Origin of the sequence: Neptunomonas phycophila (assembly GCF_001922575.1) — a bacterium.
GTDB lineage: Bacteria > Pseudomonadota > Gammaproteobacteria > Pseudomonadales > Balneatricaceae > Neptunomonas > Neptunomonas phycophila.
Genome location: NZ_MRCI01000001.1, coordinates 1,393,277 through 1,419,458, shown reverse-complemented (window position 1 = coordinate 1,419,458; position 26,182 = coordinate 1,393,277). Strand labels below are relative to the sequence as shown.

Annotated in this window: 26 protein-coding genes; 4 read left to right on the top strand and 22 right to left on the bottom strand. The window is 44.0% G+C overall.

The features are described from left to right. The first annotated feature begins 144 nt into the window (after positions 1–144). Entirely contained in the window at positions 145–1,887 is a 1,743-nt protein-coding gene (gene radD, locus BS617_RS06465) for a DNA repair helicase RadD (RefSeq protein WP_212667412.1), read from the top strand. Positions 1,888–1,992: 105 nt separating this feature from the next. Here the strand turns inward: radD and thrH are convergent, their stop codons facing one another. From thrH to rluC, 4 genes are all read right to left on the bottom strand, one after another. After that, complete coding sequence (gene thrH / locus BS617_RS06460; protein ID WP_075172035.1) at positions 1,993–2,610, bottom strand: bifunctional phosphoserine phosphatase/homoserine phosphotransferase ThrH; 618 nt, start codon at positions 2,608–2,610, stop codon at positions 1,993–1,995. Positions 2,611–2,731: 121 nt separating this feature from the next. Continuing rightward, positions 2,732–3,706 (bottom strand): HTH-type transcriptional regulator CysB, encoded by a 975-nt coding sequence (gene cysB / locus BS617_RS06455; RefSeq protein WP_075172034.1) that lies wholly within the window; start codon positions 3,704–3,706, stop codon positions 2,732–2,734. A gap of 83 nt (positions 3,707–3,789) precedes the next feature. Continuing rightward, on the bottom strand, positions 3,790–4,878 hold the full coding sequence (locus tag BS617_RS06450; protein WP_075172033.1) for a coiled-coil domain-containing protein: 1,089 nt from the start codon (positions 4,876–4,878) through the stop codon (positions 3,790–3,792). Between the two features lie 104 nt (positions 4,879–4,982). Continuing rightward, positions 4,983–5,969, bottom strand: coding sequence for a 23S rRNA pseudouridine(955/2504/2580) synthase RluC (rluC, locus tag BS617_RS06445; protein WP_075172032.1), 987 nt, complete (start codon positions 5,967–5,969; stop codon positions 4,983–4,985). 474 nt (positions 5,970–6,443) lie between these two features. On the opposite strand from rluC, the gene rne reads away from it, so the two are divergent. After that, the gene (gene rne / locus BS617_RS06440; RefSeq protein ID WP_075172031.1) at positions 6,444–9,482 is read left to right on the top strand and encodes a ribonuclease E; all 3,039 of its coding nucleotides are present in this window, start codon (positions 6,444–6,446) and stop codon (positions 9,480–9,482) included. A 74-nt stretch (positions 9,483–9,556) separates the two neighbouring features. Here the strand turns inward: rne and speE are convergent, their stop codons facing one another. The 12 genes from speE to BS617_RS06380 all read right to left on the bottom strand — a co-directional run bounded on the left by speE (position 9,557) and on the right by BS617_RS06380 (position 18,833). Continuing rightward, positions 9,557–10,408: a polyamine aminopropyltransferase gene (gene speE, locus BS617_RS06435; RefSeq protein WP_075172030.1), complete on the bottom strand. Its 852-nt coding sequence runs from the start codon at positions 10,406–10,408 to the stop codon at positions 9,557–9,559. Between the two features lie 122 nt (positions 10,409–10,530). Next, on the bottom strand, positions 10,531–10,992 hold the full coding sequence (locus BS617_RS06430; protein ID WP_075172029.1) for a methyltransferase family protein: 462 nt from the start codon (positions 10,990–10,992) through the stop codon (positions 10,531–10,533). A gap of 203 nt (positions 10,993–11,195) precedes the next feature. Beyond that, positions 11,196–11,819 carry a MarC family protein gene (locus BS617_RS06425; RefSeq protein WP_075172028.1) on the bottom strand — a complete coding sequence of 208 codons (624 nt, stop codon included), beginning with the start codon at positions 11,817–11,819 and terminating at the stop codon, positions 11,196–11,198. Positions 11,820–11,990: 171 nt separating this feature from the next. After that, positions 11,991–12,299, bottom strand: a complete 309-nt coding sequence (locus tag BS617_RS06420) for a DUF6172 family protein (RefSeq protein ID WP_075172027.1) — start codon at positions 12,297–12,299, stop codon at positions 11,991–11,993. Between the two features lie 67 nt (positions 12,300–12,366). Next, entirely contained in the window at positions 12,367–13,596 is a 1,230-nt protein-coding gene (locus BS617_RS06415) for a DEAD/DEAH box helicase (protein ID WP_075172026.1), read from the bottom strand. A gap of 118 nt (positions 13,597–13,714) precedes the next feature. Continuing rightward, a complete protein-coding gene (locus BS617_RS06410; protein ID WP_075172025.1) occupies positions 13,715–14,725 on the bottom strand; it encodes an acyltransferase family protein in 1,011 nt (336 codons plus the stop codon). 48 nt (positions 14,726–14,773) lie between these two features. Next, on the bottom strand, positions 14,774–15,412 hold the full coding sequence (locus BS617_RS06405; RefSeq protein ID WP_075173469.1) for a glutathione S-transferase: 639 nt from the start codon (positions 15,410–15,412) through the stop codon (positions 14,774–14,776). Between the two features lie 121 nt (positions 15,413–15,533). Beyond that, the gene (locus tag BS617_RS06400) at positions 15,534–16,400 is read right to left on the bottom strand and encodes a cache domain-containing protein (protein WP_075172024.1); all 867 of its coding nucleotides are present in this window, start codon (positions 16,398–16,400) and stop codon (positions 15,534–15,536) included. 118 nt (positions 16,401–16,518) lie between these two features. Then, a complete protein-coding gene (gene murB, locus BS617_RS06395) occupies positions 16,519–17,535 on the bottom strand; it encodes a UDP-N-acetylmuramate dehydrogenase (protein ID WP_075172023.1) in 1,017 nt (338 codons plus the stop codon). Continuing rightward, positions 17,532–18,002 (bottom strand): low molecular weight protein-tyrosine-phosphatase, encoded by a 471-nt coding sequence (locus tag BS617_RS06390; RefSeq protein WP_212667450.1) that lies wholly within the window; start codon positions 18,000–18,002, stop codon positions 17,532–17,534. The genes murB and BS617_RS06390 overlap by 4 nt, the downstream gene beginning before the upstream one ends. Positions 18,003–18,057: 55 nt before the next feature. Next, positions 18,058–18,441, bottom strand: a complete 384-nt coding sequence (gene gloA2, locus BS617_RS06385; RefSeq protein ID WP_075172022.1) for an SMU1112c/YaeR family gloxylase I-like metalloprotein — start codon at positions 18,439–18,441, stop codon at positions 18,058–18,060. A gap of 83 nt (positions 18,442–18,524) precedes the next feature. Continuing rightward, on the bottom strand, positions 18,525–18,833 hold the full coding sequence (locus tag BS617_RS06380; protein WP_075172021.1) for an encapsulin-associated ferritin-like protein: 309 nt from the start codon (positions 18,831–18,833) through the stop codon (positions 18,525–18,527). 244 nt (positions 18,834–19,077) lie between these two features. Between BS617_RS06380 and BS617_RS06375 the strand changes: the two genes are divergently transcribed. Beyond that, a complete protein-coding gene (locus BS617_RS06375; protein ID WP_170870325.1) occupies positions 19,078–21,432 on the top strand; it encodes a fatty acid cis/trans isomerase in 2,355 nt (784 codons plus the stop codon). Positions 21,433–21,444: 12 nt separating this feature from the next. Here BS617_RS06375 and BS617_RS06370 read toward each other — a convergent pair whose 3' ends face one another. Continuing rightward, entirely contained in the window at positions 21,445–21,858 is a 414-nt protein-coding gene (locus BS617_RS06370; RefSeq protein ID WP_212667411.1) for an MAPEG family protein, read from the bottom strand. Between the two features lie 189 nt (positions 21,859–22,047). Here BS617_RS06370 and BS617_RS06365 point away from each other — a divergent pair, with 189 nt between their 5' ends. Then, positions 22,048–23,295 (top strand): zinc-binding metallopeptidase family protein, encoded by a 1,248-nt coding sequence (locus tag BS617_RS06365; RefSeq protein WP_075172020.1) that lies wholly within the window; start codon positions 22,048–22,050, stop codon positions 23,293–23,295. On the opposite strand, the gene BS617_RS06360 is transcribed toward BS617_RS06365, so the two are convergent. From BS617_RS06360 to BS617_RS06340, 5 genes are all read right to left on the bottom strand, one after another. After that, complete coding sequence (locus BS617_RS06360) at positions 23,264–23,593, bottom strand: DMT family transporter (protein WP_075172019.1); 330 nt, start codon at positions 23,591–23,593, stop codon at positions 23,264–23,266. The two genes, BS617_RS06365 and BS617_RS06360, sit on opposite strands and share 32 nt — an antisense overlap. Before the next feature lie 156 nt (positions 23,594–23,749). Continuing rightward, positions 23,750–24,505 (bottom strand): 3-deoxy-manno-octulosonate cytidylyltransferase, encoded by a 756-nt coding sequence (gene kdsB / locus BS617_RS06355; protein ID WP_075172018.1) that lies wholly within the window; start codon positions 24,503–24,505, stop codon positions 23,750–23,752. A 14-nt stretch (positions 24,506–24,519) separates the two neighbouring features. Further along, entirely contained in the window at positions 24,520–24,708 is a 189-nt protein-coding gene (locus BS617_RS06350; protein ID WP_075172017.1) for a Trm112 family protein, read from the bottom strand. A 25-nt stretch (positions 24,709–24,733) separates the two neighbouring features. Further along, on the bottom strand, positions 24,734–25,738 hold the full coding sequence (gene lpxK, locus BS617_RS06345; protein WP_075172016.1) for a tetraacyldisaccharide 4'-kinase: 1,005 nt from the start codon (positions 25,736–25,738) through the stop codon (positions 24,734–24,736). Beyond that, positions 25,738–26,169 (bottom strand): ExbD/TolR family protein, encoded by a 432-nt coding sequence (locus tag BS617_RS06340; RefSeq protein ID WP_075172015.1) that lies wholly within the window; start codon positions 26,167–26,169, stop codon positions 25,738–25,740. The genes lpxK and BS617_RS06340 overlap by 1 nt, the downstream gene beginning before the upstream one ends. Between the last annotated feature and the right edge of the window lie 13 nt (positions 26,170–26,182).

Here is a 26,182-nt window from a genome sequence, read left to right as displayed (position 1 = left end):
ATTGAATAATCTATTAAAAATAGATTATTTCTACGCCTCGCCTGATCTAGCTTATGATAGTATCCAAGATATCATCTAAGCCTTAACAATCGGCTATGCCCTACCCCTTTGCGCCGTATACCGTAAAATTGCTACTTGAAAATCATGTCTAAATATATACTGAGAGAATATCAACAAGAAGCTGTTACAAAGACCATTGAACACTTTAAAGGTTCCGCACGTTCTGCTGTAATCGTTTTACCTACTGGCGCAGGTAAAAGTTTAGTCATTGCCGAACTAGCAAAACGTGCCCGAGGTAAAATCATAGTACTGGCTCACGTCAAGGAACTTGTAGAGCAAAATTACGATAAGTTTCGCTCATTTGATTTAGACGCCGGTATCTTTTCAGCGGGTCTTAATCAAAAAAACTTAGAACACCCCGTTACTTTTGCCAGTGTCCAGTCCTTGGCGCGCAATCTTGAGCAATTATCAACCTCTTACTCTCTACTCATCATTGACGAATGCCACCGGCTAAGCGATGACGAGAATAGCCAATATCAAAAAATCATAACTCATCTAAAGAAGCTAAACCCTAAGATGCGTGTTCTCGGGCTAACCGCAACGCCCTATCGTTTAGGGCTAGGTTGGATTTACCAATACCATTACCGAGGCTATATACGCAGTGATGAGCCCCGACCGTTTGATCATTGCATATACGAATTGCCGCTTAGATATATGATTACACGGCAGTTTTTAACGCCCCCCAAACTCATGGATGCCGCGGTTGCACATTATGATTTCTCTAGCATTAACCCAAACAATCTAGGCGAATTACCAGAAAAGCCTGTCAACGAACTACTCAAACAGTGCAAGCGCGTTACGAAAGCAATTACTCAACAAATAATAGAGCAAGCCAAAGACCGAACAGGCGTGATGATTTTTGCGGCTACCGTCTTGCATGCCCAAGAGGTATTTAGTTATCTCCCGAGCGAACAAGCGGTGCTCATTACCGGAGCAACAGACAGTAAGTTGCGTGATCAATACATAGAGGACTTTAAGCGTCATACAATAAAATATCTTGTTAACGTATCGGTTCTTACAACAGGCTTTGATGCTCCGCATGTTGATATGATTGCTATTCTTCGCCCTACGGCTTCCGTTAGTCTATACCAGCAAATTGTAGGGCGCGGGCTTCGATTATCTGAAGGTAAAACGGATTGCCTTATCATCGATTACGCCGGGAACCACTACGACTTATTCCAACCAGAAGTCGGAGAAAAACAACCCAACCCTGATTCTGAGATAGTACAAGTATTCTGCCCTGACTGCGGATTTGCCAATATATTTTGGGGGAAAACCGACGGTTGCGGCAATGTTGTTGAGCATTTTGGTAGACGCTGCCAACATGCGGAGCCAGATGATAATGGGGTATTGCAACGATGTAATTACCGCTTTCGATTTAAAAGCTGTGTTTTCTGTGGAGCCGAAAACGACATAGCGGCTCGCCAATGTCATCAATGCTCCGAAGCCTTAGTAGATCCGGACGATCAACTTAAGAAAGCTTTGCAACTAAAAGATGCAATGGTTTTACGTTGTGCGGGAGTATCTTTTTCAAATCAAGAGAATACCTTAACAGTGACATATCATGGTGAAGACGGAGAGACACTAAAAGAACGCTTTATTTTTGATTACGACTCTCACCAAGAACAATTTAACCATTTATTCGCTCGAAGACTTAAGAAAGGAACACAAGCCTTACCTTTCAAAGCAATAGAAGATGTTTTGGCCAAACAAGCTCATATAAAATCGCCCGACTTTGTTGTCGCCTATAAAGAGAAAAGATATTGGCGTGTTCATGCTAGGATTTTTGATTACGAGGGTCGTTACCGCAAAGCCCATCAACTATAACCCACCTCACTTAAAACTCCCGTATACACCAACAAGAGCTATCGGACACAAAAAAGCCCTGAAAACAGGGCTAATAGATGCTAATGCAGTACATCTTAGGGCTTTTTACAAGGACAAGTCGCGGACACTGGCTTGTATAAACTGCTTCTTAAGGTCTTCAAATGTGTGCACTGCTGGAAACTGAGGGAATTCAGCAATCACATTATCAGGTGCATGGAATAAAATACCTGATTCAGCTTGTTTGAGCATGGTAGTGTCATTATACGAATCACCTGCTGCGATAACCCGGTAATTCAACAACTGAAAAGCACGCACAGACTGACGCTTAGGGTCTCGTTGACGTAGGGTATAATCGGTAATGCGGCCATTTTCATCTACTTCTAGCTTATGGCATAACAATGTAGGGAAGCCTAGCTGGCGCATAAGCGGCTCAGCAAACTCATAGAAAGTGTCCGACAAAATAACGACTTGGAAACGCTCCCTTAACCAATCTATAAAATCGCGCGCACCTTCTAACGGAGATAGACGGCTAATGGTATCTTGAATTTGCGGCAATGTTAGGCCATTTTCATCCAAAATGCGCAAACGCTGCTTCATTAGAACATCATAATCAGGAATATCACGCGTTGTCGCTTTTAAGGCCTCAATGCCGGTTTCTTCTGCAAACGCGATCCAAATTTCCGGAATCAATACACCTTCTAGATCAAGACAAGCTAACTCCACAAAACACTCCTTTTTATACATTCAATATTGGCACGCAATGTAACCTGTAATGCCACGGGATTCAATCGCATCACGAGTTAGTCACCCGCGACGGCTATAGCGCAATTAAAATGATAACGAACTACATCACGGGTAACTCTAAGTCGGCAAACAACTCATCTATTTCGGCTCGGGTGCTGCAATCTAACACCTGCCTGATCACATCTTTTGTTAAATGCGGTGCAAACAGATGAATAAAGTCAAACATATAACCACGTAAGAAGGTGCCTTTTCGGAACCCTATTTTAGTCGTGCTGGACTCAAACAAGTGGCTAGCATCCAGCGCTACCAAGTCCGTATCTACGTTTGGCTCGTAAGCCATAGTAGCAACAATACCTACGCCTAAGTTAAGCCGCACATACGCTTTGATAACATCCGAATCAACTGCTGTAAAAACGACTTTAGGATCTAAGCCTTCTTTTTTAAACGCATCATCTAATTTAGAACGACCCGTAAAACCAAACACATAAGTTACAATAGGATATTGCGCTAAATCAGCTAGTGTTAATTTTGAAACTTGGGTCAACGGATGGTCTTTAGGGACAATAACCGAACGATTCCAACGGTAACAAGGCATCATGATCAGATCAGAAAAATGAGACATTGCCTCCGTTGCTATCGCAAAATCGACCGTACCGTCAGCCGCCATTTCAGAAATTTGCATAGGCGTCCCTTGGTGCATATGCAAAGAAACATCAGGGTAGCTTTTAATAAATTCTGTAATCGTTTTAGGCAAGGCATAACGAGCTTGGGTATGGGTCGTTGCTACGGCTAAGCTCCCCATCTTCTCATCACTAAACTCTTGTGCCACCTGCTTTATGCTTTCTACTTTTTGCAGTATCTCGCCTGCAATATCAAGAATAGCTTCCCCCGCCGGAGTAACACGGGTCAAGTGCTTGCCACTGCGCGCAAACACTTCTACACCCAGCTCATCTTCTAACAAGCGGATTTGTTTGCTAATTCCGGGTTGGGAGGTGTATAAACTTTGCGCTGTAGCAGAAACATTTAGGTCGTGACGTGCAACTTCCCAAATATAGCGCAATTGCTGGAGTTTCATATTCTGTTCGCCCGATAAAAAAAGAAGGCCTTATTAATACAACGATTACATATAACTGTAAAGAATAAGGCCTTGTTTTATTATTATAAACGGGCGTTTAGTCGACGAATTTCTTCGTCTTGCGTTATCACGCGCTTTTCAAGGCTTGCAGAACGTGATTGTACACGCATCAGCTCATCTTCTCTTTCTTTCAATTGAGCACGTAACGCGTTTTCTCGACGGCTCCAATCGGTTGTTGTATTAACATGTTTTTGGTTAATACGTTTTATTTCAGCTTCCACTTCGCGCACTTTATCTTCGAAGCGTTTCGCTTTGTTTGTTTCACCTAAGAGTGCTGCATTAACACGCGCTAGCTCGCGGCTTTGCTGAGTTGCGTCCTGTTTAAGTAGCTTAAGCTCTTCTTCTTGGCTTTTAATCTGATTGCGAAATGTTTCAGTCTTAACATCACGCTTAGCTACTTCTGCTTTTAAATCATGAATCTCTTTTGTTAGTGCCGACTCTTTCTTGCCTACCTCATCACGCAATTTTTCTAGTGCGTTCCGATAGTAACGGATATCAGCATCCGATTTCCCTACTTGATCAAGAGCACGACGCTGCTCATCTTTGATGCGTTGATCAAATGTACGCTTAGAATCATCATGAGTTTTACGTAATACAGCCAAATCATGCTCTACATTAGAACGTAACTGTTCTTCTTGCTTACGCTGATTAGTTTCGGCTGCGAGTGACGACTTAAGTACGTTGATCTCAGCTTCAAGCGATTTACACTGCGAAGTTAGCTCTTCAACCTTGCCGTTTTGGGTACGTATGCGCCCTTCTAACTCTAGTTGACGGCTTTGCATCTCATGAACAGTGTCATCACTGATACGACGAGCCTCTTCTAAAGAAGTCCCCACGCTTTTGTGCTCAAAAGAAATCCTATTATTCGCTTCTTCAACCGCTTGTTGCCACACACGTGTAAAAGCCATATTAAGCGAGTCGGGAACATCAGGAACCATCATTGTATCTCGAGAAAAACTAATACGCTCATGCAAAGAGCTTCTCCAAGAAGATAGCAAGCTTGTCGCCTGTTCAAGACCAATACTAAACTCCGCATCTATCAACTCTGGAGTGGGCAGATCACCTTTAATCCATAAGGAATCTGCGTAACGATAAACGTCATCTTTTACCATGTAATAACTATCCTACAACGCACTACACAAAGTAGCATTCAAACTGTCGTTTAATTAAATACTAAAACCGTTCAACCATCTAACCCAATTACAGTTAGTTAGATTTATTTTTGACCATACTCTTGTTCGTTATGCTGGTTTGCTAGACGCTCAGTCGCCTCAACCAATGGCGCTTCTAATGGTGCACTTATTTCCAATCGTTCACCATCAGGCAAATCAACACTTAAGCGAGCCGAATGTAGAAACAAGCGACGAACACCAACGTCTCTCATCTGTCGGTTTACTTCATCACTGCAATATTTGTCATCACCAATAATAGGATGGCCCATGAATTGACTGTGTACACGGATCTGGTGTGTACGTCCCGTTACTGGTTTTGCTTCGACTAATGTCGCTGTTTGGCCAAACCGACGCAGCACTTTAAAAAGAGTAATAGAAGGCTTACCGTCTTCTTGAACCTTTACGATACGCTCACCGGATTTAAGTTCATTTTTACGTAAGGGAGCCTCTACTCGATTATCTCGCGTCTCCCAACGCCCCTGAACAAGTGCATGATAAACTTTATTTACACGGTTTTGTCGCAATGCCTCATGCATGTGTCTTAACATACTTCGTTTTTTTGCAATCATAATGCAACCTGATGTATCACGGTCTAAACGATGCACTAATTCCAAAAAGCGCGCGTCAGGACGCATCTGCCGTATAGCCTCAATCAAGCCTAGATTAACACCACTCCCTCCATGAACGGCCAAACCCGAAGGCTTATTCATAACCATCAATGCATCTGATTCATAAAGAATGGCACCTTCTAAAGCATCAACTAAACCCTGACCTACCAACGGAGCTTCACCACGCTCGGACACCCGTATAGGGGGAATCCTAACAATGTCACCTGCTTGGATGCGCCCATCAGGCTTAATTCTTTTTTTATTAACACGCACCTCACCCTTGCGTAGAATGCGATAAATCATGCTTTTAGGAACACCCTTTAAAGCCGTTCGCAAAAAGTTATCAATACGCTGCCCTGCTTGGTCTTCTTCTACTTCGACAAAACGGACACTTGGTGATGCTGAGGGGTTTATATCTGACATGGGGGAAACGTGTTCTCGATTGATGCAATATAGGTTAGCTGCTATATTGTATCGTCGCAAAGCGCTGTTGGCTCTAGCTATTTTAAAAAAGCGGTTCGATTCGTGTGTTGATCACTTCATATCCACACGCTCACCACAGCGCCAAATGTACGTTTTACCCATTAAATAAATTTTTACGAGAGCATATCCCCCTGTTCGAATCCCCTGTTGGGTTCGGTTTGAGGTAAAGATGCACTAACAGCCTAGAACCTGCCTTTTACGCGTTTACGTGGTATTTGCTTGCAGCAACAAACTAACAGAAGAACAATATTGGCTGTTTTTTTCCTTTACCGATGATGTGCTTAGCGCAACCCTGTCATCTACAGTGGTTGGCTTTCAATATAGATCGACATCGCATGGCTGAACCGTGAAACGTTTCCACCAGGCGGAACGAACTGGCTTGAATGCTCTCTGTAATAGAGAACTGAAAAAAGCATGAAAAGAATGTTAATCAACGCAACTCAACCAGAAGAGTTGCGTGTAGCCCTCGTTGATGGCCAGCGCCTATACGATCTGGATATAGAATCCGATAGCCGCGAACAAAAGAAAGCTAATATCTATAAAGGTACTATCACTCGCGTAGAACCTAGCTTAGAAGCCGCATTTGTTAATTATGGTGCTGAACGCCACGGATTCCTTCCATTAAAAGAAATATCTCGTGAATACTTCGCAAAACAGCCGGACCGAGGCAATCGCCCAAATATCCGTGATGTGCTGAAAGAAGGCACCGAAGTCATTGTCCAAGTTGACAAAGAAGAGCGCGGTAACAAAGGCGCCGCACTAACCACCTTTATCAGCCTTGCTGGCCGCTACCTTGTGTTGATGCCGAACAACGCACGCGCGGGCGGCATCTCTCGTCGAATCGAAGGCGAAGAGCGCACCCAACTCAAAGCTGCACTGGATGGCGTCACAGTTCCTGACAAAATGGGCATTATTGTCCGTACCGCAGGTGTTGGCCGCACATCCGAAGAGCTGCAGTGGGATTTAAACTACCTTGCTAAAGTCTGGAAAGGCATTAAAGAACATGCCACAAAACCAGCCCCTTTCTTAATTTACCAAGAAAGCGATGTAGTTATCCGTGCTATTCGTGATTATTTACGTGCAGATATCGGCGAAGTGCTCATCGATGACGAAGCAGTGTATCAAAACGCTATGGAATTCGTGCGTCAGGTGATGCCTTCTTATGAGACAAAGCTGAAACTATACAAAGAGCAAACTCCGCTTTTCAATCGCTTCCAAATTGAATCACAGATTGAGACAGCATTTGAGCGCGAAGTTAAATTACCTTCTGGCGGCTCAATTGTAATTGACCCAACAGAAGCCCTCGTATCAATCGACATCAACTCTGCGCGAGCAACACGCGGCGGTGATATCGAAGAAACGGCTCTACAAACTAACCTTGAAGCAGCCGAAGAAATTGCACGTCAACTGCGCTTGCGCGACATAGGCGGCTTGGTTGTCATCGATTACATTGATATGACACCCATTAAAAACCAGCGTGCCGTGGAAGAGAAGCTCTATGAAGCACTCAAGCTTGATCGCGCGCGCGTACAAATGGGCCGAATATCGCGTTTTGGCTTGCTCGAAATGTCACGCCAACGCCTTCGTCCGTCCCTGACTGAGAGCCGCGGCTCTGTTTGCCCTCGATGCAACGGCCAAGGTAGCATTCGTGATACCGAGTCACTTGCACTATCAATCATGCGCCTCATTGAAGAAGAGTCAGCAAAAGATCGTACTTCCCAGATTCGTGCCATTCTGCCTGTAACTGTTGCTACTTTCCTCTTGAACGAAAAACGTCGTGCGGTACATGATATCGAACTACGTCACGAAGTTCGCATTGTGATTGTTCCTAATCCAAATATGGAAACTCCGCACTATGAGGTTGTTCGTTTGCGCGACGACCACACGGTGACTTCCGTTAATGATGCAAGCTACCTACTCAAGCCAGAAAACACACCTGAGCCTGAAGAGGTGAAAGAAACGCAGCCAGTTAAACGCGAAAAAGCAGCGATGTCAGGCGTCATTCCAAGCGCCCCAGCTCCAACTGAATCAACCTCAGCACCGGCTACACCCGCTGCCTCACCAAGAGCGGCGGCTAAAACTGCAGCACCTAAAGTCGCTCCGGCTACCGGATTATTTAATAGAATCATCGCTTCTATTACGGCTCTTTTTGCTGGCGAATCTAAAGAACCTGAAACCAAGGTTGCTACAAAGCAAGCGCCAGAGAAAAAGAATACTCGTTCTAAAAATGAGCGAGGTAACAGCAATGAGTCTGGCAACCGTCGTCCTCGCAAATCCCGCCGCACGAATAGCCGTGACAGCATGGATAACCGTCGCGACAACCGCAACTCTAAAGCAGACGAAGTGATCACGGTAACACCTGATACACAAGCTCCTGCGACAGAGACAGCACCAGCCGCGAAAAAGAACGGCAAACGCGACAATAACAGCGACGATGACAAACAAGGTAAGCGTCGTCGCCGTCGCACACGCCGCAACACTGATGACAATGATCAACAGAACCAGAGCAAAACTGAAGATCAGTCGACAGCCACTGCTAAAAAAGCAAACGATGAGCAACCAGAGGCTCGCAGCCGCAATCGTGGTCGCCGTCGTCGTAATGCTGAACGCTCTGCTGAACGAAGCAACAAGCAACAAACCGAAACAGCGTCGGTAGAGACCACCGACAACAAGCCTAAGGTTAACGATGCAGCAACAACCGCTGCCGCTATCATTGCCGCTTCAGCTAAAGCAGAATCAGCAGCTAGCAAACGGGTAGAAACAACAAGCAATACTGCCCACTCAGCAACCATGATTGCTGTGATCCCTGAAGCGGTAACTGAGGTGTCGGCCGCAAAAGCCATTAACATGGCCTTTATCGCTGTTCGCCCAGAAGACACCATCTATCTGGACGATAACGCTAGCACTGTAGTTGAGGCAGAGGCAGACCACTCTCCTTCTACAAACGACATCAAGCCTTCAGGCGAGCAAGCGCCAACAGCTCAACCGGCCGATAGCGCAACGCCAACTGCAGACTCAACAGTGGAGACTACCGTTGAAGCTGAGGTTGGGACTACTGCTGAAGCTGAACCATTGCAAGCGGAAGAGAAAGCGCCTGAGCCTATCGAACAGCACGCTGAACAGCCAACACCGACAACTGAACAGGTCAGTGCAACTACAGAGGCACCGGAAAATGTAGAGAAGCAGGCGGTTAGCGAAACGGTTGAAGAAACCACGCCAAGTACAGACGCTATTACCGAGCCTACTTCAGAAGCTGAAGCTGAGACTCAAACCAACGAGCCAGAAGTAGCCGCAGAAACAGAACAAAAAACGTCTGTAGCTGCCGCTCAAGATAACTCAAATACAGCGGAACCTACGGCACCCGCGCGCCGCCAACGCCGTGCAGGTCGAGCGGCTAATGACCCACGAGAAATTCGACGCCGCCAACAAGCAGAAGCTAATACAGAAAATTAATGTATTAGCAGCCCATAAAAAAACCGGCCTCTTATAAAAGAGCGCCGGTTTTTTATTGTCTATTTTTTGCTGGTTTACATAGAATCTAGCGCATCAACAATGTATTGAGGCAATGCAAACGCAGACACATGCATTCGAGGATTATAATAACGGGTCTGAATACCTGAATCCTTGAAGCGCGCTTCGATTGTCTTTAAATCAACATCGCGCAAACCTTCATTATCAGACCCCCATGCCAAGGTCATATTACCACCGACATACGTCGGAACAGCTGCACAATAGAAATTTTGATCAGAGAAATACGGGCTTAGACGGCGTCGAGTGGTTTGCACCTCTTCAATTTGCATGAACGCCACACCATTCTGGGCAACAAACACCCCCCCTTCATTTAGGCAACGCTTACAGCCTTCGTAGAAACGGCTACTAAATAGCACCTCACCTGGACCAACAGGGTCTGTGCAATCAGAGATTATGACATCAAACTTTTCTTGCGTATTGCAAACAAACTCAATGCCATCATCTATAACGATGTTTGCTCGCGCATTGTCATATGCGCCGTCAGAGTGGTTAGGCAAATATGTCTTACACATATCAATGACGGCTTGATCGATTTCAACCTGTGTTGCATGCTCTACTTCTGGGTGTTTTAACACTTCGCGTAAGATACCACCATCGCCACCACCAATAATTAGAACACGCTTAGCGTTGCCATGAGCAAACAAAGGAACATGCGTTAGCATCTCATGGTATACAAACTCATCTCGCTCTGTCGTTTGCACAATACCATCTAACGCCATAATGGTACCAAACACCTTATTACGGAAAATAATTAAGTGCCAAGAGTCTGTTTGCTGCTCAAACAGCACTTCATCAACCGAAAAAGACTGACCGTAGCCGTCGTAAAGGGTTTCAGTAAAATTTGCCATTGTGAAATATCCGTTCCGATCAAAACCTAAAAACTAAAATGCCCAGCAATCACTGGGCATCAACGAAAAGGGGTTTTTACACTTTTTAACAGGTCATTGGCAAGTAATATCACATGCAAATGCTAAATCCAACGCCTCACTTCCGCCTTATAAGCATTAAAAGCTTCACCAAATTTACTAGCCAACACGCGCTCCTCCGGCTCTATTTGAAAACGATTCATGTATAAAACAAATAAAACGCAGCCAGTAAGCGACCAAACATTGGTTAAATAACACCACCAAGCGAACAACACACACAACAGCGCGAAATACATAGGGTTTCGCGTAGCGCGATATACACCATCGGTAACCAGCGCCGAGCTTTCGCGAGGAAACATAGGGTTAACGGTAGTCTTGTGGCGCCTAAAACACAGCACACCTGCCACGCCAAACGTGATAGCCAGCACCATAAAAATAGACCATAAGGTCACTCTAACTTCACGTGAGATATACATATCATGAGTGCACACATCCAGTGCCCACATCAACAACCCGCACAATGCAGCCACAATAACAGGCGGCACTTTTAGTTCAAGCCAACTCATTAATCTATCCCTATGACGATTCTAGCAAAGTAAAATTTGACCTTAGTCACAATAAAAAACACAGTGGACGTTGTTTACCATTCATCGGTTACGCGGCTATTAAGATCGGTACTTTTCATTAATATGCTAACCGTTAATTTACGACAGTAATAACGGCTAAACGTTTCAACGAATAAAACAACCAAACAATACAAATAGGGCAACTAGCTAGGTAACTGAAGCAAATTAAACAAGTTCAAGCCTTCAAACACTAACTCAATTGACAAGGCTGCCAGCAGCATTCCCATAACACGTATCAGAATGGAAGCGCCATTATTACCAATTAAACGAATCACCGGCGCTGCAGCCAGCATAAACAAAAATGTGATGCCAAGTATCAAACAGATTACCATCACTGTTCCTACCTGATCTGATATGGGATGCGTATGGTTATCCGTCAAAACAATAGCGGCCATAATAGCTCCAGGTGAGGCTATAGAGGGTACTGCCAAAGGAAAAACAGCAATATCATGTCCCTCTTCCGCATGCGAGGGGTCCTCTCCTGCGCCATTGCCAAAGATCATTTTTAGGCCAAACAAAAATAGAATAATGCCACCGGCCACTTGCAAAGAAATTAACCGAATCCCCATGGCTGACAAAAGCAATTGCCCAACTAAAACCGCACTTATTAGAATAATTGCCGAATATAACGTTGCTTTAAGCGCCGTTCTAAAGCGAGCTTTTTGGTCTAAACGTGCTGTTAAGCCCGCAAAGATAGCGAGTGTTCCTACAGGGTCAATGGTTGCCCATAAAATTAACGCATCTTTAATCAAATGATCAGCGTGCATGAAAAGCCCTACTCAAAAAGAAAACTAGTTCAGGAGAAATCCTGACCAATGATTGACCTAGCTATACCGCCGTTGTTCCTTAAACAGACAAGAGTATCAATTATTTACTAGGGTCAATTATAGACACAAAAAAACCCGCTAAATGCAGGCTTTTTAAGAACGAGACAACAATTAGTCTTGATCGTACTCGTCACGCTCTACAAAACTACGATGACCCGGCTTAGCAATAATTTCGACATAAAAAGAAGTTAATTGCTGAGCTTCAATTTCGCTTATTCGGCCATTGATGTCTGAAACGGCTACAGGTTCGGCTGTATCTTCTGTTAGACCAAACTTACAATCAAAATCCCAATAATCAGCACCTGCAGGCAACTGCTTATTACGCTCGCGCTTTAAGTACTTTTTAACGTCATGCTTAGCACCTTCTACAAGGCGCGGGTACTTAATTTTGGGATGTGATAATTCAAAGGTTTTTTTCATGATTTTCCTAAGTACTTATTATGAGGTTAGAGTAATAGCCTCTCTAACTCACAGCTAAAAAGCCCCGTTAACCCTTATTACGGTTGATACGGGTTCGTGTCGCTTTGTTGGTACGGTTAGCACGGCCTTTTTTAGCAATATTCTTTAATAACTGATCACGGTTACCTACCTCAAAACCCTCTCGGTAGATACGCTTAACTTTAGCGCCAATCATTCGCTCAATGCTATCGACAATGCGTTCTTCTTCACGACTAACAAAAGAGATTGCATGGCCTTTATTACCTGCCCTGCCAGTCCTTCCTATACGATGAACATAATCCTCAGCCAAATACGGCAAATTGTAGTTCACTACATAGTCTAAGCCTTGAATGTCTAAACCTCGTGCCGCCACTTCTGTTGCGATTAGCACTTGAATTTTTGATGACTTAAAATCGGCTAAAGCACGGCGTCGTGAGCCTTGTGTTTTATCGGCATGGCAAACAGCGGCATCGACCTTGTTAACCTTAAGCACACGCATCAGCTGATCAGCTTGCTCTTTTGTACTGGTAAACACCAGAACTTGAAACCAATTCTGTTCATCCAATAACTCAATGAAGAGTTCTAGCTTACGCGCCTCTTCCACTGGATACATTACATGATCAACGGTATCCGCTGTTGTGTTCACTTTTGTCACGCGAATATCAACGTGGTTTTTGAGCAGCTTATGGGCTAACTCATTTACACCCGCAGACGTGGTGGCTGAAAAAAGCAAAGTTTGGCGTTTTTTGGCGGTGTGCTGCATCAATTTTTGAACATCAGCAATAAAGCCCATATCCAACATGCGGTCAGCTTCATCCAACACAGTAAACTCAACGCCAGCCAAGTTTACATTTCCTAAAGCGATATGTTCAAGCAAGCGCCCAGGTGTAGAAATGATAATATCCGTACCCGCTTTTAATTTATTTGCTTGCCCTCCCATCTTAACACCGCCATACAAAGCAGTAATCGTAAATGGCAGAAACTGTGCGTATGCACCAATGGTGTGAGCTAGCTGTTCAGCTAACTCCCGTGTTGGCGTTAAAATTAGAGCCCGCGGACGACGAGCCCCATCGGCTAGAGGTTTATCAAGCATTTGCTGAAGAATTGGCAACGCAAAAGCAGCCGTCTTGCCGGTTCCTGTTTGCGCATTAGCCAAGACATCACGACCACGGCGAGCCGGGATAATTGCTTTCTCTTGAACGGGTGTCATTTCACTATAACCACAAGCCTCAATTGCTTGTAGTAAAGGGGGTGCTAAATCTAAAGATGAAAATTTCATTCTGTTCCTTCTGCAGACAACAGCTACAGTTATATATCGATGTCGAAATATACAGGATTTTGCCAATAAAATCGGATTTCTTTTGCTAGAAACAGGCCTTTAAGGTAATTATTTCCAGTTAACGATTACCTAATACAACTAAAGCAACCTTAGGGGCTACACACTTTAACAATCGATTAGCGATGATCGTTAAACACACTATGATGATTGGCGTTAGCAGCCAGAAAACGTAGTAAGGCAATTCGACAGGTAGTTTATTAAAGACGACCCACAGTATAACTAAAAGCGGACCATGCGCTAAAAAGGTGAAAAAGCTATTCCCTGAATAGCGATACAGTAACGTACCCAGTTTAGTTGACTCTAACAGGGATAACGCGGGCCAAATCATAAAAGGAGACACCATTCTGAATAACTCGCGATTTTCTATCTGGAAAGCAACAATCGATATACACACAACAACGAAGCTTAATAAACAAGGAAATGCATACTTATCTAGCCGGCGAAGATCGTATGATTTGTATGCTAATAAGGCCCCACAATAGAAACTAATTAACATCGAGTTTCTCAAAATCAATTCACCTTCCACATTATAGAAGTAAACTATAAACACCCCCACTAGCCCTAAAAATGCGCCTTTTTTCAAAACCCAACCAATGAGCGGAGACAACAATGCGATGACGAATAAGTCCCTCAAAAAATTAAGCGGGTAATTGATTGGAATACGGCTTAAGCCCAGATTAGCGTCAAGCCAGATAAATAGATCAAACGGATACAGCTCCATCGAGAATTGATAATCGATGATGTTAAAGCGCTGAACCAAATACACGGCTATCGCAAGGGGTAAATTCCATAGGATAAGTGGAACCAGCAAGGTAGAAACTTTCTTTTTAAAGAGTTTGACAGGCTTTAAGTGTAACTGGGTAGCAAAGATCAAATACCCTGACATAACCGTAAGCACAGGCACTGAAGCACGAAAAACACCGTGAGCAAAAAAAGCTTTTATATAGCCAAAAATTGAGCCATCGAGTTCACTTAGCGCTTGATAAGGAGGTACGTGCAATATCACTATACCTATAACCATCAAATATCGAGCAATCCAAACCCGCTTGCTTATATCCTCATCTAACATTTTTAGCCTCACATTCCTTGTGGATACACGGCATTTAATACCGTCCTGTCATCCTTTCCATTGAGGATGCTTCATCATAACAGAAGCGAACAAGCTAGACTCAAGCAAACCCGTTAGCCATATTTTCAAATTTGGGTACGGGCTTTGCTCAAACCACGCTTTATCAACATGCGCGCATTGCCTTATAAAAGGGAAAATCGCCATGTCGGCCATCGTATATTGAGCTGACAGCAAACAACCATCGTTAGCTAGCAAATAGCCTTCTATCTGCGCCAGCCACTCCTCACACTGAGAGCGATAATACTCCATCGGATGCTCAGGATATCGATCGGCATACTTATAACGATCCAACCAAGGCTTAAATTCTGAGTCATTTATCATTATCAACCGACTAACGTCAGCCTCATTAGCTTCAGTCAACCACCCCTTTCCATCATGCTGGAGCAAAGCCCAACGCATAATATCGGTGCTCTCCTCAAGCACTCGCCCATCCGGGAGCTGTAAAACAGGCACTGTCCCTTTAGGTGAAATCGCTAACATTGCTTTGGGTTTGTCTTTTAGCACAACTTCACGATGCTCTACTTCCACACCACTATAAACGAGCGCGATACGCGCACGAATTGCATAGGGACAACGACGAAACGAATACAAAATGGGAAGCGGTTGGGACGGTAAAGAACAGGACATATAAAGGCCACAGGTTAGTAAAAACGAAAAGAGAGCGGGCTTTAAAAACACAGCGGCGGGCGTTTTTTAGCCCGTCGCCTTAATCATTGAATATGATGATGGATTAATTAAGCTAGGCCCTTTAATTCTTTTGGCGTAACTTTTTAAATACCACTTTTAAACTTTTCTGCATGCGACTGATTGCATCGGCAAGCTCACCAATTTCATCTGATGAATTAACTTTAATTTCCTCGTCCATTTTACCTAAACTCATCTGACGAGCGCTTTCAGACAGCTCTAATATAGGACGCACCATTGTCCGATTTGCTACCCATAAGTTAATGGTAATCATGACAATCAAAATCACTAAGCCAATACCAAGAGACAGCAAGACTGTCTTTTCAACTTTATTATCAACTTCACTCTGTAACTTATTGATTGAACTATCAATATCATCAATATAAAAGCCTGTACCTATCATCCACCCCAACTCATGTAATGCGGTTGCGTAACTCAGCTTTGGTAGCTCTTCGTCAACCGAGGGCTTATGCCAATGGTATTCAACAAAGCCGCCCCCATTACGTGCAACTTTTATTAATTCTGCAATGACTTTAGTGCCATTAGAATCTTGCATATCTATCATGTTTTGGCCAACCAGTTGAGGCTGCCCAGGGTGTACTGTGGTTTCACCATCAAAAGTGAATGCGAAAATATAACCGTCTTCGTCACCGTAACGAATCGCACTAAGCGTCTCTTTTAATTGACTGAGTGCCTCAGGCGACTGAGGGTAATTCTTTAAAATGGGGCTGACAGCAGACTTCACAATATCCATACTGTCTTTAAGTGCAGCTTGCTTATCTTCAACCATCGAAAAACGAAGGTTCTGTATTTCCTGTTCACCCGAGGCCTTAATTTGATAAATAGACACCGCCATAATTGCTACAACAGCAATCAACAGTGGAATAGCGGTTAAGACCAACATTTTTTGTTTAATTTTAAGGTTTTTCACTAACAAGCCTCCAAGCCTTGCAGCTGACTACGCAGCTTTATTTTTATTATGAGCGCCATTTAAAAGTGCCGATTAGTGCCACTAACAGCTTTATTCAAATATTAGCATTATAAGTGTCTCAACGCGGGAACAATTGAGGTTCAATTTCCAAATCAATACCAAAGGCTGAATGGATTGATTCTTTAATATCAGAAGCAAGGGCTAATAACTGATCACGAGTACCATCGCCATAGTGAACAAGCACTAAAGCCTGCTTCTCATAAACGCCTACTGGCCCTTGGCGATAACCTTTCCACTGGCACTTATCAATTAACCAGCCTGCGGCCACTTTAACGCGACCATCCGGTTCTGGATACCCAACCAGTGTAGGCCAGTGTTCTAAAATCTGCTGGTAATGATCTGCCGAAATAACGGGGTTCTTAAAAAAACTTCCCGCGTTAGCTAACTCATTGGGATCTGGCAACTTTGCTCTGCGAACAGCACAAACGCCATCAAACACCTGTACTAAGCTTGGCTTATCGATACCCAGACCTGAAAAGTACCCTGTTAAAGCATCATATTTAACATTAACGGTCGCGGTTCTCGATAGTTTGAGCACGACTTCAGCGATGATAAAACGACCCTTTTCTTGCTTAAATCGACTATCACGATAAGCAAAATTGCACGCTTCCTTCGTAAAACTCACCCACGAGTTTTGCTGGGTATCGAAAGCTGTTAAGCGATAAAAAACGTCTTTTAACTCAGTACCGTAGGCGCCGATATTTTGAACAGGGGCAGCACCTACTGAGCCAGGAATTAAAGCCATGCTTTCGATGCCAGACCATCCCCGCTCCACCGTCCACCGGACAAGCTCATGCCAGTCCGTTCCGGCTCCCACGGTTACAAGAACATCGTCCCCCTTAAGCTCAAAAGAAATATCATTCAATGCCGGTTTGAGCACCAATCCATTAACCTGTGGAGCCAATAAGACATTACTGCCTCCTCCTAGCACATGAACCGAAAGTTGTTTCTCTTTGGCCCACTGTATGCAAGCCTCAATCTCTTCTGGCGATTGCGGCTCAGCAAAAAACTGGGCGACTGATCGAAACCCGAGTGTATTGTACTCACTGAGCGCATAGTCTGAGATATACTTCATAGACGGTGATCTCGCTGGATACTCATCAGCAGTCCTGTTGAAGCGTTTTCTACAAGGTCCAGCACATGGTTAAAGCCTGCATCCCCTCCGTAATAAGGATCAGGCACTTCACTTTCAATCGATTGCGCATAATCCAAGAACAAACCAAGTTTGCCGCGATAGCCATCAGCTTTAAGCGTCTTTAAATTAGCCAGGTTCTCATTATCCATAGCTAGGATATAGTCATACTCATTAAAGTCATCAGCACTCACTTGTCGTGCGCGCAAGCGGGTCAGATCATAGCCTCTACTTTTAGCGGCCGCGATGGAGCGAGGATCAGGGGCTTTACCTATATGGTAGGCGGCCGTGCCCGCCGAATCGACGCGGATACGATCGCTCAACCCCTGACGCTCTGCCAAAGTTTGAAACACCCCATGCGCACTAGGGGATCGGCAAATATTACCTAAACAAACAAAAAGAACTGACACTTTATCTTTACTAATCAAAACACTAAACCCAAGTATTAATATTAATTATATAAAATTACAACTCATAGAGCTCTAATGGCAAATCATCTGGATCACTAAAAAATGTAAACCGTTTGCCGGTATATTCATCGACACGAATCGGCTCAACCGCAACGCCAGACTGCTTAAGATGAGCGACAACGGTATCTAGGTTTTCTACCTTAAAAGCAAGATGCCTTAAACCTTGAGCTTCAGGATAGCTTGGACGCGCAGGTGCATCTTGAAAAGAAAACAGCTCAATTTGGCTACCATCCGGCATCCCCAAATCCAGCTTCCAAGACTGGCGAGCTTCTCGGTAGTGCTCAGCAATAATAGAAAGGCCGAGTATCTGGGTATAGAAAAATTTAGACTGCTCATAATTCGAACAGATAATCGCAGCATGATGAACCCCTAAAAGCATATCACTTACCTTTCAATACAAAAAAACCGCATATTATGCGGTTTTTTGGGTAGGTACGTCGACTATTGATGTAAGTAGCGGCTTTATTTACTGTTCGCGTTTACTTCATGATCTGTGATTGATCCTTCTGTAAACAAATAGTCCTTTAATTCATCATTAAATTTTGCATCTTTACGACGGATCCACTCAATCACCATTGCCGCATGCTCTTTTTCTTCATCACGGTTGTGCGCTAAGATTTTTTTAAGCTCTTCATCCTTGCACGCATCAATTCGCTGGTTATACCAATCTACCGCCTCCAACTCTTCCATAAGGGATACAACAGCGCGATGCATGTCACGGGTTTCGTCAGATAATTCGCTGACGGGTTCATGATAACCTTCACTAGACATTCTAGTTCTCCTTGTCAGAACTGCTTTGATCTCAAAGCTATTAATTATGTGAACTCTTACAATTACGCACTTACATGTTAAATAGATTCCTGCCCGCTGAAATAAGCGGGCACTCTAAAGACCTATAACTGCCGCTAAAATTCCCACTTTTTAGCTAAAGCACGCAAAATAGACGCTATTTACGCACATAATCTGTTACTGTAAAGCCCTAAAATCAATTGCTGTTTTTATGGGTACTTTTGGTATGCGGTTAGTTTTATTTGCCATTTTTTCCACTAAGTTATTACCTTTTTTATACCTATACGCTCGCGCTATAAATAGATCACAAACACATGTGTGCTTGTTGTTTATGGGATTTATTAGCTATGCGGCACACGCCTCGGAAGATCTAAGCTCTAATAACCAGCAGGCAGCGCGCTCTACCATTAAGCCATTAATTGAGTCCCGCTGTATGGTCTGCCATGGGTGCTATGACGCGCCTTGCCAGTTAAAAATGGAGTCTTTTGAAGGTCTTTCACGCGGGGCCAACAAAGCTCTAGTTTATGACGGAGCACGGCTTACAGAAGCGCCGCTCACTCGCCTTTACGAAGACGCAAACAGCCAAGAAGCTTGGCAAAAAAAAGGCTTTTATAGCGTACTCGATGCACCGCAGAATGATCCGATGACCAGCCTGATGGCGCGTATGCTCACATTAAAAAAGGCCCACCCGTTACCTACAGAAAAAATACTCCCTGACTCATTTGATTTTAGATTACAGCGCGACCAGCAATGCCCTGCGCCTGACGAGTTTGAGCAATTTGCTAAGAAAAAACCTCTATGGGGGATGCCTTACGGTCTCCCTGCGCTTAACGAACAAGAGCATTCTTTATTAATTGAGTGGATTCAAAACGGCTCTCCTTACACGCAACCATCATTAACCACTGAACACTTGCTTCCTTTTATCGATCTATGGGAGGAATTTTTCAACAGAGACAGCTTAAAAAACCAACTGGTTTCGCGCTATTTGTTTGAGCACTTATATTTAGCGAATTTGTATTTCGAAGACGAAGGTACACAAACGGTCTACTACAAACTGGTTCGCTCCGCCACTCCGCCTGGGCAACCTATCCAACGCATTGCAACCCGACGCCCCTTTGACGCCCCTTCCGTAAAGCGAGTTTACTACCGATTATGGCAAAGCCCTGACAGCTTATTGGCAAAAACACATATGCCATATGCCCTTAACGCCCAACGCATGAACTTTTGGACATCGTTATTTTTTGCATCTGACTATGAAGTTAGCGAACTACCCGGATACGAACCTGCGGTGGCAGCTAACCCATTTATTACCTTTCAACAGCTTCCTCCCGAATCCCGATACCGCTTTCTGCTGGAAGAGGCCGAATTTACCATCATGAATTACATTAAAGGATCTGTATGCCGGGGTACGGTTGCACTTAACGTAATACAAGATCGTTTTTGGGTGTTATTTGCAGAACCAGGACAATTTGATTCCAACGAGTCGGCCCACTTCTTAGCAAGCCAAGACAAACATTTACAGATGCCCGCCAGCTCACAAAGTGGATTACTATCAATTACCGACTGGCTCTCTTATGCTGATGCACAAAAGTCTTACCTTAAGGCAAAATCTGTATTTATGAAGAAGCATATTCAATCAATGCAAAACAAAGGCATTGATATTATTTGGGACGGTGATAAGAGCAACACCAATGCGGCACTTACCGTGTTTAGGCATCACAACAGTGCAAGTGTTGTTAAAGGCCTTGTTGGCACTTCGCCTAAAACTATTTGGGTTATAGATTATCCAATTTTAGAACGCATCCATTACTTGTTAGTCGCTGGTTTCGACGTCTATGGAAGCGTATCCCATCAAGCGATGACTCGGATGTATATGGATTTCCTTCGCATGGAATCTGAAATGAACTATTTATCATTGTTGCCAGAAGCAACCCGTCGTGAAAAAGTAGAATTTTGGTATAGAGATGCTATTGATGACATACAGCCTTACCTTGACCTTTATATAAAAGCTGGTGTTCCAGGAATTGTACGAAACAGCGAAACCGTAAACGCGACACAACAGCTAGAAAAAAGCCTACGCGTACACCTAGATAATGCGTTAACTCCCTATTACTCGCTTAAAGCTTCATCCCTATCTAAAGAAGCAATTACTGCGCTGAGCCGTCTCTCAGAGCTAACAGGGACGCCTGCCACCTTACTGCCCGAAAGCACGCTGATTACCGTAGAAGGCAAAGGCGTTCTGAGTTTGCTGGCAGATACCGCGTATTCAAATATTTCGTCGATGTTTGATGAAAAAGAAAGACGTTTACCTAACGAAGACAAACTCACAATCGCAACCGGCTTTATCAGTGCCTACCCAAATGTCATATTAAGTGTCCCTGAGAAAAACATACCCGATATGGTTAAAAGCATTGAGTTACTAAAATCAGAACATGATTACGAACAATTTTTAGACCAATATGGTGTAAGACGCTCAGACCCAAACTTCTGGAACAGAAGCGATAAAATTCTAGAAAAATACCGAGCAAAAGAGCCACTCAATAGTGGTATCTTAGATTACAACCGGTTAGACAACCGCTAAAAAGCGATAGCATTATAGCAACTGCCAGCCCGCTTTGATTAATATGGCCAGAGTCGCTAAAAAGCCCACGAGAAAGGCGTAACTACGTGGGCTAGGATTTCTTTCAGTCGCTATAGCGTAGTACAACAGCATGTGTACTATACGTGCAAGTGCATAGATCCACACCGCGACTCCTAACCAATATGGCTCGACTTGTGTGTAGGTCGCTAATAAAAATGCGCAAAGGAAAAGTGGCAAATTTTCAAGCGAGTTCATAAAGGTCCGGTGCGCCCTGAAAACAAATGAGCCATGACTCAGCGACTCAGAAATTTTTCCCGGAATGGCATTAGGCTGTTTAGCCTTTACCACACTCGCCACAACAAATTGCACACATAACGTTAAAGCAAGCACCCAGAAGCCAAATAGGGCAAAATCATAGTTCATCATAAGGTTTGTGTCCTTGTCAGGTTTGATAATGCATGAAACCAACACACGTAAATGACATCATTAATAACGTAAAATGACTTGTACGCGTGTTCCTACCAATATGTACGTTAAAGAATCGAATATCGATGTTAGCGCGTATAGCTAAACCGTGTATTTGACAAAGCCACTAGGCGTGAGGCTCAGGAGTTTATGAAGTTATTTAGTTGTATTTGCGGTGAAACCAGCTCACTTTTTTTTGAAAGCACACAATGCACAACCTGCGGCCGTCTGACGGGTTTTTGCCATGATTTAAAATCAGTGATTAGTTTTGATCCCACTGAAAAAGAAGGAATCTTCGTTGGAGCTGAAAACGGATTAGAGTACCAACAATGCGATAACTATCGATTACATCAAACGTGCAATGGCATGACGCCAGTAATTAACCCAAAGCATGAAGAAGCAACGTCAAACCTTTGTTTTAGCTGCCATTTTAATGACAATATACCCAACCTATCAATTCCCCAGCATATTACACTCTGGCGCAAACTTGAAACGGCTAAACGTCGTACCTTATTCACCCTAGATGCACTAGAACTGCCCTTACTAGACAAAACCCAAGACCCAGAAAAAGGCCTTAGCTTTGACTTTTTAGCCGACAAAAACGCTACGGACCACTTTGCAACTCCTATAAAAGGCCAAGACCCTGTCTTTACCGGACACAGCAATGGACATATTACCATTAACATTGCCGAAGCAGATGATGTAGCTCGTGCATCCACCCGTCTGGCCATGGGGGAGCGCTACCGAACGCTTTTAGGGCATTTTCGTCACGAGATAGGCCACTACTATTGGGATATTCTTGTAGCCCCAGACAAGAAGCAGTTAACCAAATGCCGTGCTCTGTTCGGTGATGATCGCGAAGACTATCAAGAATCTATTGAACGCCATTACGAAGAAGGCGCACCCGAAAACTGGCAAAATAGCTACATTTCAGAATATGCCACCATGCACCCTTGGGAGGACTTTGCAGAAACATGGGCGCATTATTTACATATGATAGATACGCTAGAAACGGCTCAAGAGGGAGGATTAGAGTTAACTAAAAAATCAGATAAACATAGTCCTGAAGTCAGCGATCTAGCACTACCTCAAGAAGAAAATTATTTTAATAAACGCTCATCACTCACCAATATTGTTAACACGTGGATTCGCTTCTCTGTTGTTCTCAACTCGCTTAACAGGAGCATGGGGTTACCCGATGCCTACCCATTTGTTTACAACGAAACTATTGTTAAAAAGCTACAGTTTATCCATACCCTAATCCACAATTACGATCCAACGAGCATGCAGGTAACGCCAGAACACAGCAAAGAAAAGCCCGAACACGCTAAAAACCACATACCATCATCAGACGACGCACCCTTGGCTAGTGGCCAGCCTGAGAAAAAAGATTCATAACTAGCACGCCTGATAAAATAAGCGCTATACCAATAACGGCGGGCCAGTCGAGGGCCTGCCCAAACACCTTCCAGCCAATCAAAGCGATGAGCACAACGCCTAGGCCCGACCACACCGCATAGGCAACACCAACGGGTATAGTACGAAGCGTTAACGACAAAAAGTAAAAAGCACTCGCAAAGCTAACAGCGCATATGATCGTTGGTATGAGGCGTGTAAAGCTCTCACTTTGCTTCAAAGCCGATGTACCAATAACCTCCGAAACAATAGCAATCAACAGAAACAACCAGCTTTTCATCTTCCACCCCATTTATATTAGCTTTAAACAGCTTTATGCCTTTACTCAGAAGCAAAAAAGCAGCCAAAGCTGCTTTAATCCCGTTAATACTGCGTTATTAGTCTGGATTTCATATCCAACACGTTAACAGCAGCTCATTACGACACGGCGATGGTTCTAAACAAATAAAGCACGTAATCGCTCTAAATCCTCAGGAGTATCAACACCTGCTGGTGGAAGTTCGTTGGCAACAGCCACATGAATTTTAGCACCATTCCATAAAGCTCTTAATTGCTCTAAGCACTCGGTATTTTCTACGTCCGCAGGCTCCCAAGTAACAAAGCTATTCAACAAACCAACGCGGTAGGCATATATACCGATGTGACGCTGCCAATTAAAACCGGTCGGCATGATTGTTTTATCGCGATTAAACGCATCTCGAGGCCATGCGATCGGTGCCCGACTAAAATACATAGCCAAGCCATTACGATCAGTAACTACTTTCACAACATTGGGGTTGAGTAGGCTTTCTATGTCTTCGATAGGTTCTGACAAGGTAGCAATGCTAGCTTGGGGTTCAGCCATCAAATTTTGAGCTACTTGATTAATTACGCATGGCGGGATTAGTGGCTCGTCACCTTGCACGTTAACGACGATATCATCCGGAGCAAAACCTAATTGAGCAACCACTTCCTGTAGTCTATCAGTACCCGATGGATGATCTTCACGCGTCATACAGACTTCTGCACCAAATGCTCGTGCGGCATTAGCAATACGGCTATCATCTGTAGCAATGATAACTCGGTCAGCTTCACTCAATAATGCTCTCTCATATACATGTTGCACCATCGGCTTGCCCGCTATATCCGCTAAAGGCTTACCTGGGAACCGAGATGACCCATAACGTGCTGGTATAATAACGCTAAATCCCATGTTAACTGCTTCCTTTACTTATCTTTTAAACGCTCTTCAGCGGTCAGTGTACGTGCTTCACTCTCGAGCATCACGGGAATATCATCACGAACAGGATAAGCCAACCCACTAGGACGACACACCAACTCGTTAGTATCTTCCTTATATTCAACAGGAGCCTTTGATACTGGGCATACTAAAATATCGAGTAACTTTTTATCCATTTTACCCACTCTCTTATGGTTTAAATTAATTCGTTAGTGGCGGTGTACGTTCACGTAAAACATTGTGTAAGCGTTCAAATAACGCCGTTGGTAAAACCGCATCGACAGGCATAAAATACGTATGCGAAAGCGCGCCAAAAACCCTGCACTTTACGGCATCTTTTTCTGTCATGATAACAGGAAGCCCATCGCCGAACGTAATATCATCTTGCTGATATTGGTGATGATCTGCAAAGCTATGCTCAATAACCTCACACCCCTGACTTTTCAGCGATTCATAAAAGCGCCTTGGATTACCAATACCAGCAACTGCATGGATGCGCTGACCGGAAAAGCGGCTTATATCTAAGTACGACGAATCAAACATAGACACCAGCGTATTAGGAACAAGTCTCATCGTAAAAGCCCCTTCCTGCACTATTTTCTGTGTTGCAGTACCTTGGCCGTTTACAACAATTAAATCGACATCATCTAGCCGGTTTGGTGGCTCCCTCAAGGGACCAACCGGCAAACAACGCTCATTCCCTAGACCACGGACCCCATCAATAATCGCTATTTCTACTGTTCGTCCCATACGGTAGTGCTGCAAACCATCATCACTAATAATAATATCGCACGATGTTTGTTCAATGAGCGCTTTGCACGCTTGCACACGGTCCGGGTCAATAAATAAAGGAACATTAGTTCGCTGTACGATCATCAGTGGCTCATCACCGCATTGCTCTGCAACGCCACCGGGTGACACACGAAAAGGGGTGCTAGGCGGATTAGCTTTATAACCTCGGCTGACAACACCTGGGGTGTAACCTTGCTCGCGTAAGTGCTCAATGAGTGCTAAGGTAAAAGGCGTTTTACCTGTTCCCCCAACGCTGATATTTCCGACCACTATTAAGGGGATTGGTGGCTGCCATTGCTGCTTTAGATCGTGCGCCTTTTTTCGATGAGCTAACCCCGTAAACACACACGTTAAAGGCCACAATAAATAAGGCCAACGTGAGCCATCAAACCATGCCTGCTCCAACCGAGACATTACTCGGCCGCCTGCTGCGTGGTGATGCTTAACTTGTCAAAGCCTAGCTGCCCTGCCACATCCATAGCCGTTACTACAAATTGATGAGGGGTTTTTGCATCAGCCGTAACAATAAGTGGTGGCTTTTGTTCGAGACTAGCTTGATCCCCCAGCACTTTTAAAATCGCAATACGCAGCGTTTCAGCCTGAGTATTAATTAATGGCTGACCATTAACACTAAAAGTGCCTTCAGCACTAATAATAATATCAACGGTTTGGGGTTGTTCCTCTAATTGAGTTGCTTCGGCCGCTTCGGGCAAATCAACTTCTAGGTGTGTTTCTTTGGTGAAGGTGGTCGACACCATAAAAAAGATTAATAACAAAAACACCACATCAATTAAGGGTGTTAAATTAACATTAACCTCTTCACGTCGTTGACGTTGAAATTTCACAGGCTACTCCGGC